12 protein-coding genes and 1 rRNA gene are annotated in these 14,107 nt (G+C 35.7%); 10 read left to right on the top strand and 3 right to left on the bottom strand.

The window, feature by feature from the left end; genetic code table 11:
* The first annotated feature begins 61 nt into the window (after window positions 1–61).
* From GFO_RS02965 to GFO_RS02940, 6 genes are all read left to right on the top strand, one after another.
* Complete coding sequence (locus GFO_RS02965) at window positions 62–1,459, top strand: trypsin-like peptidase domain-containing protein (RefSeq protein WP_011708538.1); 1,398 nt, start codon at window positions 62–64, stop codon at window positions 1,457–1,459.
* A gap of 122 nt (window positions 1,460–1,581) precedes the next feature.
* Window positions 1,582–3,030, top strand: coding sequence for a glyceraldehyde-3-phosphate dehydrogenase (locus GFO_RS02960; protein WP_011708537.1), 1,449 nt, complete (start codon window positions 1,582–1,584; stop codon window positions 3,028–3,030).
* Between the two features lie 202 nt (window positions 3,031–3,232).
* Entirely contained in the window at window positions 3,233–3,832 is a 600-nt protein-coding gene (locus GFO_RS02955) for a hypothetical protein (RefSeq protein ID WP_148264585.1), read from the top strand.
* Window positions 3,833–3,877: 45 nt separating this feature from the next.
* Window positions 3,878–4,558 (top strand): tRNA (guanosine(37)-N1)-methyltransferase TrmD, encoded by a 681-nt coding sequence (gene trmD, locus GFO_RS02950; protein WP_011708535.1) that lies wholly within the window; start codon window positions 3,878–3,880, stop codon window positions 4,556–4,558.
* A 118-nt stretch (window positions 4,559–4,676) separates the two neighbouring features.
* Window positions 4,677–5,030 carry a 50S ribosomal protein L19 gene (gene rplS, locus GFO_RS02945; RefSeq protein WP_011708534.1) on the top strand — a complete coding sequence of 118 codons (354 nt, stop codon included), beginning with the start codon at window positions 4,677–4,679 and terminating at the stop codon, window positions 5,028–5,030.
* A gap of 561 nt (window positions 5,031–5,591) precedes the next feature.
* Window positions 5,592–7,820 (top strand): NADP-dependent isocitrate dehydrogenase, encoded by a 2,229-nt coding sequence (locus GFO_RS02940; RefSeq protein WP_011708533.1) that lies wholly within the window; start codon window positions 5,592–5,594, stop codon window positions 7,818–7,820.
* Window positions 7,821–7,871: 51 nt separating this feature from the next.
* On the opposite strand, the gene GFO_RS02935 is transcribed toward GFO_RS02940, so the two are convergent.
* Window positions 7,872–8,489, bottom strand: a complete 618-nt coding sequence (locus GFO_RS02935) for a DEAD/DEAH box helicase (RefSeq protein WP_011708532.1) — start codon at window positions 8,487–8,489, stop codon at window positions 7,872–7,874.
* 151 nt (window positions 8,490–8,640) lie between these two features.
* Between GFO_RS02935 and GFO_RS02930 the strand changes: the two genes are divergently transcribed.
* The 4 genes from GFO_RS02930 to GFO_RS02915 are packed head-to-tail and all read left to right on the top strand — an operon-like array spanning window position 8,641 to window position 13,318.
* On the top strand, window positions 8,641–9,867 hold the full coding sequence (locus GFO_RS02930) for a multidrug effflux MFS transporter (protein WP_011708531.1): 1,227 nt from the start codon (window positions 8,641–8,643) through the stop codon (window positions 9,865–9,867).
* A 42-nt stretch (window positions 9,868–9,909) separates the two neighbouring features.
* Window positions 9,910–12,285 (top strand): TonB-dependent receptor, encoded by a 2,376-nt coding sequence (locus GFO_RS02925; RefSeq protein ID WP_049792121.1) that lies wholly within the window; start codon window positions 9,910–9,912, stop codon window positions 12,283–12,285.
* Window positions 12,286–13,095 (top strand): DUF4249 domain-containing protein, encoded by an 810-nt coding sequence (locus tag GFO_RS02920; protein WP_011708529.1) that lies wholly within the window; start codon window positions 12,286–12,288, stop codon window positions 13,093–13,095.
* Between the two features lies 1 nt (window position 13,096).
* Window positions 13,097–13,318, top strand: coding sequence for a DUF6095 family protein (locus GFO_RS02915; protein ID WP_011708528.1), 222 nt, complete (start codon window positions 13,097–13,099; stop codon window positions 13,316–13,318).
* Between the two features lie 13 nt (window positions 13,319–13,331).
* Here GFO_RS02915 and GFO_RS02910 read toward each other — a convergent pair whose 3' ends face one another.
* On the bottom strand, window positions 13,332–13,781 hold the full coding sequence (locus GFO_RS02910) for a hypothetical protein (protein ID WP_011708527.1): 450 nt from the start codon (window positions 13,779–13,781) through the stop codon (window positions 13,332–13,334).
* Window positions 13,782–13,899: 118 nt separating this feature from the next.
* Window positions 13,900–14,009, bottom strand: a 5S ribosomal RNA gene (rrf, locus tag GFO_RS02905).
* Between the last annotated feature and the right edge of the window lie 98 nt (window positions 14,010–14,107).

The raw sequence follows: 14,107 nt of genomic DNA, 5'->3' as shown, positions 1-14,107 counted from the left end.
TATGTAATCAGCATAATAATATGGTGATTAGAAATGTTTATTAATTAAATAATATCCGAAAATGAAAAAAATAGCGACTTTACTATTTGTTTCTGTCCTTGGTGGAGCAATAACACTAGGGAGCTACAAATTGTTCCTTGAAGAAGAATCTAACCAATTCTTACCTCAGGATAATACCGAAAATTCATTTATTCCTGTGAACAAGTCCCATTCATACGGAACCAATGTTGATTTTACCGAAGCTGCTGAAAAAACAGTGCACGCTGTAGTCCATGTTAAAAATGTGGCAGTTTTTAAGGGTGGCCCACGTAGTATATGGGAGCAAACTCCTTATGGAAATAATGGCGGAAGAGCCCTACAGGGAGCCGGTTCCGGAGTTATTATCACACCAGACGGCTATATAGTCACCAACAACCATGTAATAGATGGCGCCAGTGAAATTGAAGTGACGCTTAATGATAACAAGAACTACAAAGCTGAAGTAATTGGTAGTGACCCTATCTCAGATATTGCCCTTATTAAGATTGATACCGAAGAAGAATTGGAATACATTCCTTTCGGGAATTCAGACAATATGGAATTAGGGGAATGGGTGTTGGCTGTAGGAAATCCATTTAATTTAAAATCGACAGTTACTGCCGGAATTATCAGTGCCAAAGCGAGAGACCTTAATGTTCGTGATAATTCACCGCAATCTTTCATTCAAACCGATGCTGCCATCAACCCTGGCAACAGTGGGGGTGCATTGGTGAACATCAATGGTGAGCTTATAGGTATTAATACTGCAATTAGTTCTCCCAGCGGAAGCTATATTGGCTATGCATTTGCGGTCCCTTCTAATAACGCCCGTAAAATTGTTGAAGATATCATGGAGTTTGGAGATGTACAACAGGGAATTCTGGGAATTAGAGGTGGAAGCATTAATAATGACCTCATAAAAGAATTTGACCTTAATACCTCCCAGGGAGTGATGGTAGGCCAGGTTACCCCTGGAAGTGGTGCCGAAAAATCCGGAATTCGTCAAAATGATATCATTAAAAAAATTGATAATATTGACATTAATAAGTTTTCAGATCTAACGGGATATATCAATTCAAAAAGACCCGGCGACGAGGTAAATGTAAAATTGCTTCGTAACGGAAAAGAAAAAGAAGTAAGTGTAAAGCTTACGAAATTAGATACCCTCGAAGTATCAGTGCTCGGTCTTGAAGTTGCGAATGCTTCTGCTGAAGAACTGGAAGCTTATAAAGCCCCAAACGGAGTAAGGATTAACCGGACTTTAAATAAAGACCTCCCTTCTTCTGAACTTGTTGGAGGTATTATTGCTGAAATAAACAATCAGAAAGTTTCTTCAATTCGTGATGTTGAAGAGATCATGCAAAGTAGAACAAAATCTAATTCTATTGTAATTACTTATTACAACCAGAAAGGTGAAAAGCAGCGTATGATCTGGAGATAATTTATGTTATACCCAATAAAACTGAACCCTCCCGTTAAGGAGGGTTTTTTTATGCATAAAACTTTTACGAAAACGTTTGAAATCTATACTTTTGCCGAAAATTTATAACAACACAACTTAACATGGACTTTAATAAAGTTTACGAAAAAGAGCTTTCTTTTCAGGCAGATCGTCGAAAGGCAACCGTAGAATTCATCAATATCGTTAGTGATCTATGGTACGACAAATCTATTGAGCTGGTACTTTTTAGAAATCAGATGATTAATAGAAATGTAAGTGACATTTTAGATCTTCATGAATATGCGGGAGAATTTGTTGGAAAACCAATTTCGATCTTTGACTCTGTAGAAATTGCAAAAGCAATTCAGGATCTAAATTTACCTCCTGCAAAACTTGACATAGGAAAACTAACCTATGAATATCATTTAGATGGCCAGCCTCACAGTAATGCCATGGCTTTTGTTTCAAATAAACTTAGCGACGCTAAAGAAACTGAAGCTGTTACTCCAAAAGACGTAATTCTTTATGGTTTTGGTCGTATTGGGAGACTGGTTGCTCGTGAACTTATGACTAGAACCGGAAAAGGAAATCAGCTCAGACTTCGTGCTGTAGTTACAAGAGGTAAAGTAGACCAGAGTGTTTTAGAAAAAAGAGCATCCCTTTTAAAGAGCGATTCAGTTCATGGTCCATTTAGCGGTACAGTAACTATAGACGAGAAAAATTCGGCCTTGATCATAAATGGAACTACCGTCCATATGATTTCTGCTAATCAGCCGGAAGATATTGATTATACTAAATACGGGATTAATAATGCACTGGTTATAGATAATACCGGAGCTTTTAGAGATAAGGAAGCTCTAAGCAGGCACCTTTCCTCTAAAGGGGCAGCTAAGGTGTTGCTTACCGCTCCCGGAAAAGGAGTTCCCAATATCGTTCATGGAGTTAATCAAAAAGAACACAATCCTGATGAGATTGATATTTTTTCTGCCGCTTCCTGCACCACTAATGCTATTACCCCGGTTCTAAAAGCTGTTCAGGATTCTTTAGGTGTTGTACATGGACACCTGGAAACTATTCATGCATATACCAATGACCAGAACCTGGTTGATAACATGCATAACAAATACAGAAGAGGTCGTGCTGCTGCTTTAAATATGGTTATTACTGAAACTGGAGCTGGAAAGGCAGTTTCAAAAGCACTTCCTGTTTTTGAAGGAAAATTGACTTCTAACGCTATTAGAGTCCCGGTACCAAACGGTTCTCTGGCAATTTTGAATCTGGAAGTTGAAAAAGAGACAAGTCTTGAAGATGTGAATACGCTTCTTAAGAAATATGCTCTGGAAGGAGAATTGGTAGAACAAATTCAATATTCTATAGACAATGAGTTGGTATCATCAGATATCATTGGCTCTTCAGCACCTGCTATTTATGATAGTAACGCTACGATAGTATCTGCCGACGGAAAAAATGTAATACTATATATATGGTATGATAATGAATATGGATATAGTCACCAGGTAATAAGACTTGCAAAGTATATTGCCAAAGTAAGAAGGTACACCTATTACTAGGATCATATTTTTTTTTAATAAAAAGACCTGTCCAATCCGGCAGGTTTTTTTATTTTTGCACCACTTTAAAAATAGAAGAAACTGATTCAAAACTATTTGAAATTTACAATTAGCGAAATTCTTTCCCGAAAATCTGAAATATACTAACACCAACATTCGCTCGTTGTTTTTAATGAACCAAACAAAATCAATCCCCAGGAAAATGAGTAACAAAATTTACATTGTCGCTGTATTTGTTGTTGTAAGTGTATTTCAGATGAATGCCCAAACAGACAGCCTTAAGACGGAAAGCCCTATTCAGGATGAGTTTTCAGCATTAATTCAGGAATCAAATAATTATCAGGGCTACAAGGTAGTAGACTATGACAAGCTGATAGAATTGAGAAATACTACCAGAAGTTATATTACTGAATTAAAAGAAGAGATCGTTGTTCAGAAAAATACCGTAGATCAGCAAAACGATGAGATACAGAAATTAAAATCTGATCTTGCTGCTACACAGGAAGATTTCAATAGAGTTTCAGAAGAGAAAGATGCTTTGATGTTTCTTGGAATGCCTTTTTCTAAAGGCGGCTATAAAGCTATGATGTGGGGAATTGTTGGAGTTTTGATTGCACTTCTACTCATTATATTCTTCAGGTATAAGAGCTCCCATTCAGCAACCCGTGATGCTCAGCAAAAATTAGATGAAACCGAAAAAGAATTTGACGCTTATCGCACCAAAGCTCTTGAAAAAGAACAACGCCTTGGGAGAATGCTTCAGGATGAAAAAAACAAAGCTAGCGGTAGTGGTACACCATAATTAATCTTAGCTAATTCATTAGGTTTAATTTTTCAATTCTTAAAAATGCGTATTGATATAATCACGGTTGTTCCAGATATTCTAAAAAGTCCATTTGAAGCTTCAATTCTTCAAAGAGCCATAGAAAAAGGACTTGTAGAAATCCATCTTCATAATTTACGTGATTATACTACCGATAATTATAAGCAAATTGACGATTATCAATTTGGTGGTGGCGCCGGTATGGTCATGATGATCGAGCCAATTGATAAATGTATTTCAGAGCTAAAGTCTGAAAGGGAGTATAATGAAGTAATCTACATGACTCCAGACGGTGCGACTTTAAATCAAAAGACAGCCAATAGCCTAAGTCTTTCTGAAAATATCATTATTCTATGCGGGCATTATAAAGGAGTAGATCAAAGAGTACGAGATCAATTTATCACGAAAGAAATTTCTATAGGTGATTACGTACTTTCCGGAGGAGAACTGGGAGCCGCCGTTTTATGTGATTCAATTATAAGGTTAATCCCGGGAGTATTAGGAAATGAAACTTCTGCATTAACAGATTCATTTCAGGACAATTTACTTGCTCCACCTGTCTATACCAGACCTTCCGAATATAAAGGCTGGGAAGTACCATCCATACTAACTTCGGGGAATCTCCCTAAAATTGAAGAATGGCGTGAAAACCAGGCTTACGAAAGAACAAAGAAATTAAGACCGGACCTTTTAGACGACGAGTAATTTTTTCTCTAACAGGCTTGTACAATAATATAAATTGATTAATTTTGCACTCATTCTAAAATAACCTCTGGCGATCATCGTGAATGTTGTTTTGGATTTTTACTTTAAACTATCAAAAATGGAATCGTTAGTAAAATACGTTCAGGACGAATTTGTAGACAGAAAAGACCTACCTGAATTTTCTGCAGGAGACACAATTACTGTTTATTACGAAATTAAAGAGGGTCAGAAGACCAGAACTCAGTTCTTTAGAGGAGTTGTAATCCAAAAAAGAGGAACAGGTTCTTCGCAAACTTTTACAATTAGAAAGATGAGTGGTACTGTTGGAGTGGAAAGAATTTTCCCTATCAATCTTCCTGCGATCCAGAAAATTGAGATCAACAAAAAAGGTAGTGTAAGAAGAGCTAGAATTTTCTACTTTAGAGGTCTTACCGGTAAGAAAGCTCGTATTAAAGAAGCGATTAGAAAATAATTATTCTTTATCATACAATCTAAAAGCTCCAATTTATTGGGGCTTTTTTTATGGAATAAATCAAAGCTAACCAGGTTTTAAAACGTTAAAAGGTTTCTATAAAAAAAGTATTCTCACTATATTTAATATGAAATATCGTAGTAATTAAAATGACACAAGAATTTTAAGTTAAGTCGATATTCATGTAAAGCAAGTTCTTTACATTTTGGCTTTCATCTTCTATATAACACCTATGTTTTGAATTATCAAAATGAGTTTGAAAGATAAAAGCCAGTTGGATTCCGTTTTAAATCCTTTAGAATGGAATTATTTGAGGCAGTAAACACCAAAAAGCTTAAAATGCTTTTATCATCAGAGTGATAATTTACTGTTTTCTGAAGCCATTTCATTTTAGTAATTAAGATGAAATGGCTTTTTTATGTCAATTTTTATGATTTCTTAACAGGGGAGAAACCCTTTAAACTTAGGATAAAAGACGCAAATACTGTATATTGCGCATGAGATAACGCCCTGGTAAATCCGGGGTTTTCTTTGAATATATTGCAACCAAAAATTTAAAAAATGTCACAGAAAGAAAAAATAATTTATACAAAAACAGATGAAGCTCCAATGCTGGCAACTTATTCGTTCCTGCCAATTATTGAAGCTTTTACAAAAGCTGCAGGCGTAAGTCTTGAAACCCGTGATATTTCATTAGCCGGTAGAATCCTATCTCAATTCCCAGATTACCTAAATGAAGATCAAAAAGTTAAAGATGATCTAGCTGAATTAGGGGAGCTGGCAAAAAAACCAGAAGCTAATATTATAAAACTTCCAAATATCAGTGCTTCCGTTCCCCAGTTGAAAAATGCAATTTCTGAATTACAATCTAAAGGATTTCAGATTCCAGATTATCCGGATGAACCTTCTAATGATAAAGAAAAAGAAGTTCAGTCGCGCTATGATAAAATAAAGGGTAGTGCCGTAAACCCGGTGCTTAGAGAAGGGAATTCAGACAGGCGTGCCCCTAAAGCGGTTAAGAATTTTGCAAAGAAAAATCCGCATAGAATGGGTGAATGGAGTTCAGACTCTAAAACCCATGTCGCTACTATGAGTGAAGGTGATTTTAGAACTAACGAAAAATCTTTAACTCTTAGCAGCGATGATACTTTAAAAATCGAATTTACTTCAGAGAGTGGAGATAAAAAGGTTCTTAAAGACAATTTGAAAGTATTAAACAAAGAAGTTGTGGATGCTACGGTAATGAGCAAAAAGGCGCTTCTTAATTTTCTTCGTAAAGAAGTTAAAGATGCAAAAGAAAAGGATGTTCTTTTCTCTTTGCATATGAAAGCAACCATGATGAAGGTTTCAGATCCTATTATCTTTGGTCATGCGGTAGAAGTATTCTTTGAAGATGTTTTTCAAAAATATGGCGAAGAGCTTGAAAAAGCAGGAGCCGATCAGAACAGCGGACTAGGAGATGTGCTAAAAGCGATTGAAAGTTTACCGTCAGATAAAAAAGAAGAAATTAAAGCTGCGATTTCAAAAGATCTTAAAGATGGTCCAGATATCGCCATGGTAAATTCAGATGAAGGGACTACCAATCTTCATGTGCCTAGTGATGTTATTATTGATGCTTCCATGCCTGCAATGATTAGAACTTCAGGCCAAATGTGGAATGCTGAAGGTAAAACACAGGATACCAAAGCAGTAATTCCAGACAGTTCTTACGCCGGTCTTTACCAAGCTACTATAGATTTTTGTAAAGAACACGGTGCTTTTGATCCTACAACGATGGGAACTGTTCCTAACGTTGGATTAATGGCTCAAAAAGCTGAAGAATACGGTTCTCATGATAAAACCTTTGAAATTTCAGGAAACGGAACAGTAAAAGTGATCAATTCAAAAGGAGATACTATTCTTGAACATAATGTTGAAAAAGGTGATATCTGGAGAATGTGCCAGGTAAAAGATGCACCTGTTCAGGATTGGATCAAATTAGCAGTTTCTAGGGCTAGAGCTACGAAGATGCCAACAATTTTCTGGTTAGATAAAGAAAGAGCTCATGATGCTGAACTAATTAAAAAACTGGATCAATATCTTCCGGAACATGATACCGAAGGTTTAGAGATCAAGATCATGGCTCCTACTGAAGCAACAAAATATACTTTGGAAAGAGTAAAAGATGGTAAAGACACCATTTCTGTTACAGGAAATGTATTAAGGGATTATCTTACTGACCTCTTCCCTATTCTGGAATTAGGAACCAGTGCGAAAATGCTTTCTATCGTTCCATTGATGAATGGTGGTGGACTGTTTGAAACTGGTGCAGGTGGATCTGCCCCAAAACACGTTCAGCAATTTGTGAAAGAAGGCCACTTAAGATGGGATTCACTTGGTGAGTTTCTTGCTTTGGCAGTTTCACTGGAACATCTTGGAAATAAGTATGATAACGCTAAGGCAATCACGCTTTCAGAAGCTCTTGATGAAGCAACTGAAAGATTTCTGAATGAAGGTAGATCTCCATCCAGAAAAGTGAACGAGCTGGATAACAGAGGTAGTCATTTTTATCTTGCATTGTATTGGGCTGAAGCGCTTTCAACACAAACCAGTAGTAAAGACCTAAATATCTATTTTGGGAAAATTGCTAAAATGATGGAAGATAATCAGGAAAAAATCCTTCAGGACTTGTTAGATGCTCAGGGATCTCCTGTAGATATAGGAGGATACTACGAGCCGGAAGAGGAGCTTACGAAAAAAGCAATGCGTCCAAGCACAAAATTAAATGAGATTTTGGCTACAAACCCATAATCGAATTTAAAATATACAGTAGTAAAAAGCCCTGTTTTAACGGGGCTTTTTTTATTTAGCCATTTTTACAATTTGAGCTCTTTCCATAAACATATCCTGTAGCCTTTTCATTTTCGGTTCCATCTTTTCAGCAAACACGAGATACTGACATTTATTGATGCTCATCGGAATTCTAACAACATCATCAATAAGTCCTGGTTTAGAAAGAAATTCAGCATCTTCAAGTATAAAAAGTTGTAACTGCCCTAAATGAATCCCTGTCATGGAGAATAATTTACTTAACCTTTTTGGAGTAGCAATTACAATATCTACCCCATAATAGATATCATCTTTTTGATCGTCTATATTCTGCTCTTCATAAGCACAATAAATTCGCAAATCCATCTCTCTGGTAAACTCCTTAAATTTTTGCTCCAATTCTAAAGCGGCCTCCTTGTCTTTTACATAGATAAGTGCTCTAGGGGAATCTTCGAAGGCTTCAGAATTTAATTTCTGAATTACACTTATGATCATAGCAGTAGTTTTACCACTATCTTCTGGAGCCAGTAAATACAGGTCTGCACCACTTTTTATCTTAGGAAGAATTTTTTTCTGAAAAGCTGTAGGGCTTTCATAGCCTAAACGCTCAATAGCTTCTTTGAGAAGAGGGTTTAATTTTTTAAAGGACATAAGAGATCATTAGGATTTACGAAACAAAGGTCGCATTTTAAAATTTGACAAGCCTCAAACTTTTCGATAAAGCTAAATCGAAATAGTTTAATCTTTCGTTAAACAGCTCCGGAAATTAGACCAGAAACCCCTGTTTACTGAAATTTGCCAAATGCTGCCAAATACTTCAGAAAGAAACAAGAAACAGGAATATATTATCCTGTTAGTTTTAGGTACCATGATCGCTTTGGGACCGTTTTCTATAGACGCATATCTACCTGGTTTTGAAAATATCGCGAAAGATTTTAATACCAGCATAAGCCAGATTGGAATAACCTTAACCAGTTATTTTATTGGAATATCCATAGGTCAATTAGCTTATGGCCCAATCATGGATAAATATGGTCGAAAAAAGCCATTATTAATTGGTCTCTTATTGTATCTACTTTCAGCATTAAGCTGTATGTATTCACCAAATTTGGAATGGCTTATAATTTCAAGATTTTTTCTAGCCGTAGGTGCAGCCGCCGGAATGGTAGCTGCAAAAGCAATCGTACGCGATATTTTTCCCGTTAATGAGGTTGCAGGAGCTATTTCTGTTTTAATGCTAATTATGGGCGGAGCGCCTATCATTGCGCCAACAGTAGGAAGTTTTATTATCGATTCTTTTGGGTGGAAAACAATCTTTTTATTTCTGGCCGTTTTCTCGGCATTAATGATCATTAGTGTTTCCAGGTTCTTACCAGAAAGTATAATCCCTGATAGAAAAGTAGATCTAAAGCCAAAACAGGTAGCAATAAAGTATTTTGGAATACTTACACATCCAAAATTCATGAATTTTGCCTTCGCTGGTAGCTTTGCCATAGGAGCTATGTTTGCTTATATATCAGACGCACCTAAACTTTTTATGGGAAACTTTGGCCTGACTCAAAAGGAATTTGGAATTTTATTCGGGTTAAATGCCGCAGGCCTTATTCTGGGAAGCCAGATAAACCGACTGTTTCTAAGAAAATATTCTACATTCCAGATTACGCTTTTTAATAGTGTAATTCTGGTAGTACTATCATTGCTTTTCCTTGTAAATTCATTTTTTGAATTTGGTTTTATTACCACGGTAGTTCTCTTATTTCTCATGTTATTTTTACTGGGATTTCAAAATCCGAATACTACAGCCTTATCATTAGAACCATTTGAAAAAAAAGCGGGTCGTGCATCTGCCTTAATAGGCAGTCTAAAAATGATCTTAGGTGCACTAACATCATTTATAATTAGCTTATTTCATTCATCAAGTGCAATTCCGCTGGCAATCATTCTTTCAACCTGTCTATTTATAAGTTCCTTACTCCTATTTAGTTTTGCCCGGAAAGAGAAGCAAAGTCTGCATCTAAGTGAAGCTTAAACTTTTTTATTAGCCTACTTAATTCTATTTTTGAATAAAAAATTGAAAACCCGCTATTTAGCATTTCTGCTAATATCTATACTTTTCCACCTCCAGACGATTGGCCAGGAATTATACACTCTTAACGGCACCATTACCGATGTTTCCAGTAATGAGACTTTGATCGGTGTTAATTTAATCATTCCTGAAGCTGAGACCGGTGTGGTTACTAACGATTATGGTTATTATTCTATTAAATTGCCAAAAGGGGAATATCAAATTCAAATTTCATACATCGGCTATCAGAGCGTACAACAAACAATCCTTTTGGATGAAAATAAGAAATTGAATTTCCAGCTTTCGGAAGCTTCAGAAAGTTTGGACGAAGTACTCATTACAAGTGATTTTGAAGGTTTGAATATTAGAAAACCTGAAATGAGTGTAAATAAGCTTTCGATAAACACTATTCAGAATTTACCCGTGGTTTTTGGAGAAGTAGACGTGGTAAGATCACTCCTACTATTACCAGGAGTTTCCAATGCCGGCGAAGGTTCTTCTGGTTTTAATGTTCGTGGTGGCGCGGTAGATCAAAATCTCATTCTTCTGGATGAAGCTACAATTTTCAATTCTTCCCATTTATTCGGATTATTTTCAGTCTTCAATCCTGATGCCATAAAAGATCTAAAATTATATAAAGGAGGCATTCCTGCAGAATACGGCGGAAGGGTTTCTTCTGTGCTGGACATTTATCAAAGGGACGGAAATAGTAAAGAGTTTAAAATGCAAGGTGGAATTGGAGCAATTTCTAGCCGACTTCTGGCCGAAGGCCCTATTGTAAAAGATAAAGGTTCGTTCCTTGTAGGCGCAAGAAGCTCTTATGCCCATTTATTTTTGAAATTAACCGATAATGACAATTCTGCTTATTTCTATGATCTTAATACAAAATTAAGTTACAAACTGGATGACAGTAATAAGTTGTTGCTTTCAGGATATTTTGGAAGGGATGTTTTCAATATTAGTCAGAATTTTGAAAATACTTATGGAAATACGGTTGTCAATCTGCGTTGGAATCATATATTTTCAGATAATATTTTCAGTAATCTTTCAGCCATTTATAGTGATTATTATTATGGTTTGAATCTGAATTTTGTAGGTTTTAATTGGGATAGCGGTATTAAAAATTTCAATTTAAAATATGATTTTAACCATTACATCAATGAAAAATTTCAGTTGAAGTATGGAATTCAAAATACGTATTATGAGTTCAATCCCGGAGAAATTGAGCCTATTGATGAAAATTCCGGGATTAACTATTTCAAACTATCCAATAAATATGCTTTTGAAAATGCAGTATATATTTCTGCGGAACATCAACTGAGCGATAAATTTTCTGCGGAATATGGTTTGCGATTAAGTAATTTTTTTCGACTAGGTCAGGATGAAGTCAATTCCTATGAAAATAATGATCCTGTAGCTTATAATCCTGAAAGAGGTATCTATAGTGAAGCAGAAATAATCGAAACCAATACTGTTTCTAAAAGCGAAGTTTTAAAAGCCTATAATAATTTTGAACCTCGTATTGCAGTTGCTTATGCGCTGAATGATGACCAATCTATTAAAGCTAGCTATAATAGGATGTCACAATATCTCCACCTTATTTCAAATACCAGTTCTCCCACTCCATTAGATGTTTGGGCTCCAAGCGGCCAGTATATAAAACCGCAAATATTGGATCAATATGCAATTGGATATTTCAGGAATTTTAAAGAAAAAATTTATTCCCTTGAAGTAGAAAGCTTCTATAAACATATAGATAATAGAATAGACTATATAGATGGCGCTAATTTAATCGCCAACACTGCTATTGAGAGAGTAGTTCTTAATGGGGAATCAAGAGCTTATGGAATAGAATTCCTACTTCGAAAAAATACAGGGAAATTAACCGGCTGGCTGGGTTATACATTATCCAGATCTGAGCAACGTACCCCTGGAAGAACACCTTTGGAATCTGGAATAAATAATGGAGAATGGTATCTTACCAATTATGATAAAACCCATGACCTAAGTATTACCGGGAGTTATAAATTAAATAAGAAATGGCAATTTAATGCCAACTTCATATTTCAAACCGGTCTAGCTACCACCTATCCTACTGCCCAATATGAACACCAGGGGGTCACGGTCCCTGTTTATGGTGCGAGAAATGCCAACCGGTTACCTGAATATCATCGTTTAGATCTATCGGCAACCTTAACCCCTAAATCTAATAAAAACACTAAGCTTAGCTCTTCCTGGAATTTTGGAATCTACAATGTATATAACAGGCAAAATGCCTATTCCATTAGTTTTAGAGAAAATTCAGACACCAATCAAAACGAAGCCGTGAGGTTATCGCTTTTTGGAATAATACCCTCTATAACCTATAATTTCAAATTTTAGATGAAAACATATCTTAAATTTATAGTTCTTCTTTCTTCTTTGATTTTAATATCCTGCGAAGAAGTTGTGAGCATTCCTTTAGAAGAAAGCGAGCCACGCCTGGTAATTGATGCCTCTATAGAATGGTTTAAAGGAACAGAGGGAAATAATCAAATAATTAAAATTTCGAGAACCTCTTCTTTCTATGAGGAAAACACCGAGAGTATTGAAGATGCACAGGTACGTATTTTTTCTGAAAACGGGACGGAGTTTAAATTCCTGCATCAACAGGATGGCATCTATATCAATAATAATTTTCAACCCGTACTGAACGGGACCTATGAATTAGAGGTGAATCTGGATGGTGAACTCTATACTGCGACAGAAACTCTAATTCCGGTAACCAGCTTGGATTATATTGAACAATTAGAAAATGGTGGTTTCGCAGGTGATGAAATCGAAATAAAGGCTTTTTATACAGATCCTGTGAGTACAGAGGACTATTATTTATTTGAATTTATTGATGAAGATATAAGCCTTGAAATCTATGAAGATGAATTTACGAATGGAAATCAAATTTTTGGTTATTATTCTACGGAAGACATTGAACCAGATGATGAAATTGAAATTCAGATACAGGGGATATCAAAAAGCTACTATGAATTTCTATTTATATTACGCTCTCAACTGGGCACCGAAGGAGGTGGTCCTTTTGAAACGATGCCGGCAACAGTAAAAGGAAATATTATAAATAAAACAAATCCAGATAACTATCCGTTTGGATACTTCAGGCTATCTGAAGTAGATTCCACCTTATATATTGTAGAATAAGATGAAACATACAAACAAGAAAGTATTATCAAAAGGTATCAAATATCTGGCGGCAGCACTTCCGCTAGTTATGATTGGTCCTTCTGTTCTTTATAGCGCTTTTAATAATCAGGATAAAGATTTATATATCCTCATATTAATTTTGGGTATTATCGCCACGTTTGCAGCAATCTTTCTAATGTTTAAAGGAATAATTACCATTGTAAAATCAATGTTTGACTAAGCTCAGTAGATTTTCATTTGATATTTTCCTGGCTGTAAAATAATCCCGGACCGTCACAAGCCCACCAACTACTCAGAAGTATTTTCCCGTCATCAGAAATATAAAGGTTTTCCTCTAAGTTACCGGTGCAGTTTCCAATGATACTGCTCTCAGTATTATGTTGAAGTAAATAATTCTGTATATCATCAATCTCTCTGGTTTCATAAGTTCCTTTTGCTATCAACGTTTCTCCATCCTGCACTCTAGTTTTTATGAAAGTATTATCGCTTCTGAAGATATAATATTCCTGCCATTGCATATCCTCCCCCGTAGCTTCAGAACCAGCGAGCATTCCTGTCATTTTAAATAAGTTCCATTTTGGAGGATAATTACTAATTGAAAGATCTTCCGTTTCCAATGGAATAGAATCATCTGAACAAGAAATCAAAAAGAGACTAATAATAAGGAATAAGTAAACCTTCATAAGAATTGTATTTTAGTATTCATGAATATAGATGCTAAAAACTCTAAATGGTTGCGCTATGATTTCATTTTAAGGCATAAAAAAACCCTTTATCATTTAAGATAAAGGGTTTTCAAGAAGAAGGCGGCGACATACTCTCCCACAATACAGCAGTACCATCTGCGCTAACGGGCTTAACTACTCTGTTCGGGATGGGAAGAGGTGAGCCCCGTTGCTATAGCCACCTTAAAAGGTAAGTTATAAGCGTCGAGCTTAAAACTGTTCTAATTGCTTAGAACAAATATCGTTAACATATATAAGAAACAAAAAATAAGAAGAATTCGTAA

Origin of the sequence: Christiangramia forsetii KT0803, from assembly GCF_000060345.1 — a bacterium.
Taxonomy (GTDB): Bacteria; Bacteroidota; Bacteroidia; order Flavobacteriales; family Flavobacteriaceae; genus Christiangramia; species Christiangramia forsetii.
Note: the sequence above shows the minus strand (reverse complement) of the source record. Positions and strands in the feature narration are given on the sequence as shown.

Coding starts and splice junctions, on each gene's coding strand:
- GFO_RS02965 (WP_011708538.1), top strand. CDS start 62: ATGAAAAAAATAGCGACTTTACTATTTGTTTCTGTCCTTGGTGGAGCA.
- GFO_RS02960 (WP_011708537.1), top strand. CDS start 1,582: ATGGACTTTAATAAAGTTTACGAAAAAGAGCTTTCTTTTCAGGCAGAT.
- GFO_RS02955 (WP_148264585.1), top strand. CDS start 3,233: ATGAGTAACAAAATTTACATTGTCGCTGTATTTGTTGTTGTAAGTGTA.
- trmD (WP_011708535.1), top strand. CDS start 3,878: ATGCGTATTGATATAATCACGGTTGTTCCAGATATTCTAAAAAGTCCA.
- rplS (WP_011708534.1), top strand. CDS start 4,677: ATGGAATCGTTAGTAAAATACGTTCAGGACGAATTTGTAGACAGAAAA.
- GFO_RS02940 (WP_011708533.1), top strand. CDS start 5,592: ATGTCACAGAAAGAAAAAATAATTTATACAAAAACAGATGAAGCTCCA.
- GFO_RS02935 (WP_011708532.1), bottom strand. CDS start 8,489: ATGTCCTTTAAAAAATTAAACCCTCTTCTCAAAGAAGCTATTGAGCGT.
- GFO_RS02930 (WP_011708531.1), top strand. CDS start 8,641: ATGCTGCCAAATACTTCAGAAAGAAACAAGAAACAGGAATATATTATC.
- GFO_RS02920 (WP_011708529.1), top strand. CDS start 12,286: ATGAAAACATATCTTAAATTTATAGTTCTTCTTTCTTCTTTGATTTTA.
- GFO_RS02915 (WP_011708528.1), top strand. CDS start 13,097: ATGAAACATACAAACAAGAAAGTATTATCAAAAGGTATCAAATATCTG.
- GFO_RS02910 (WP_011708527.1), bottom strand. CDS start 13,781: ATGAAGGTTTACTTATTCCTTATTATTAGTCTCTTTTTGATTTCTTGT.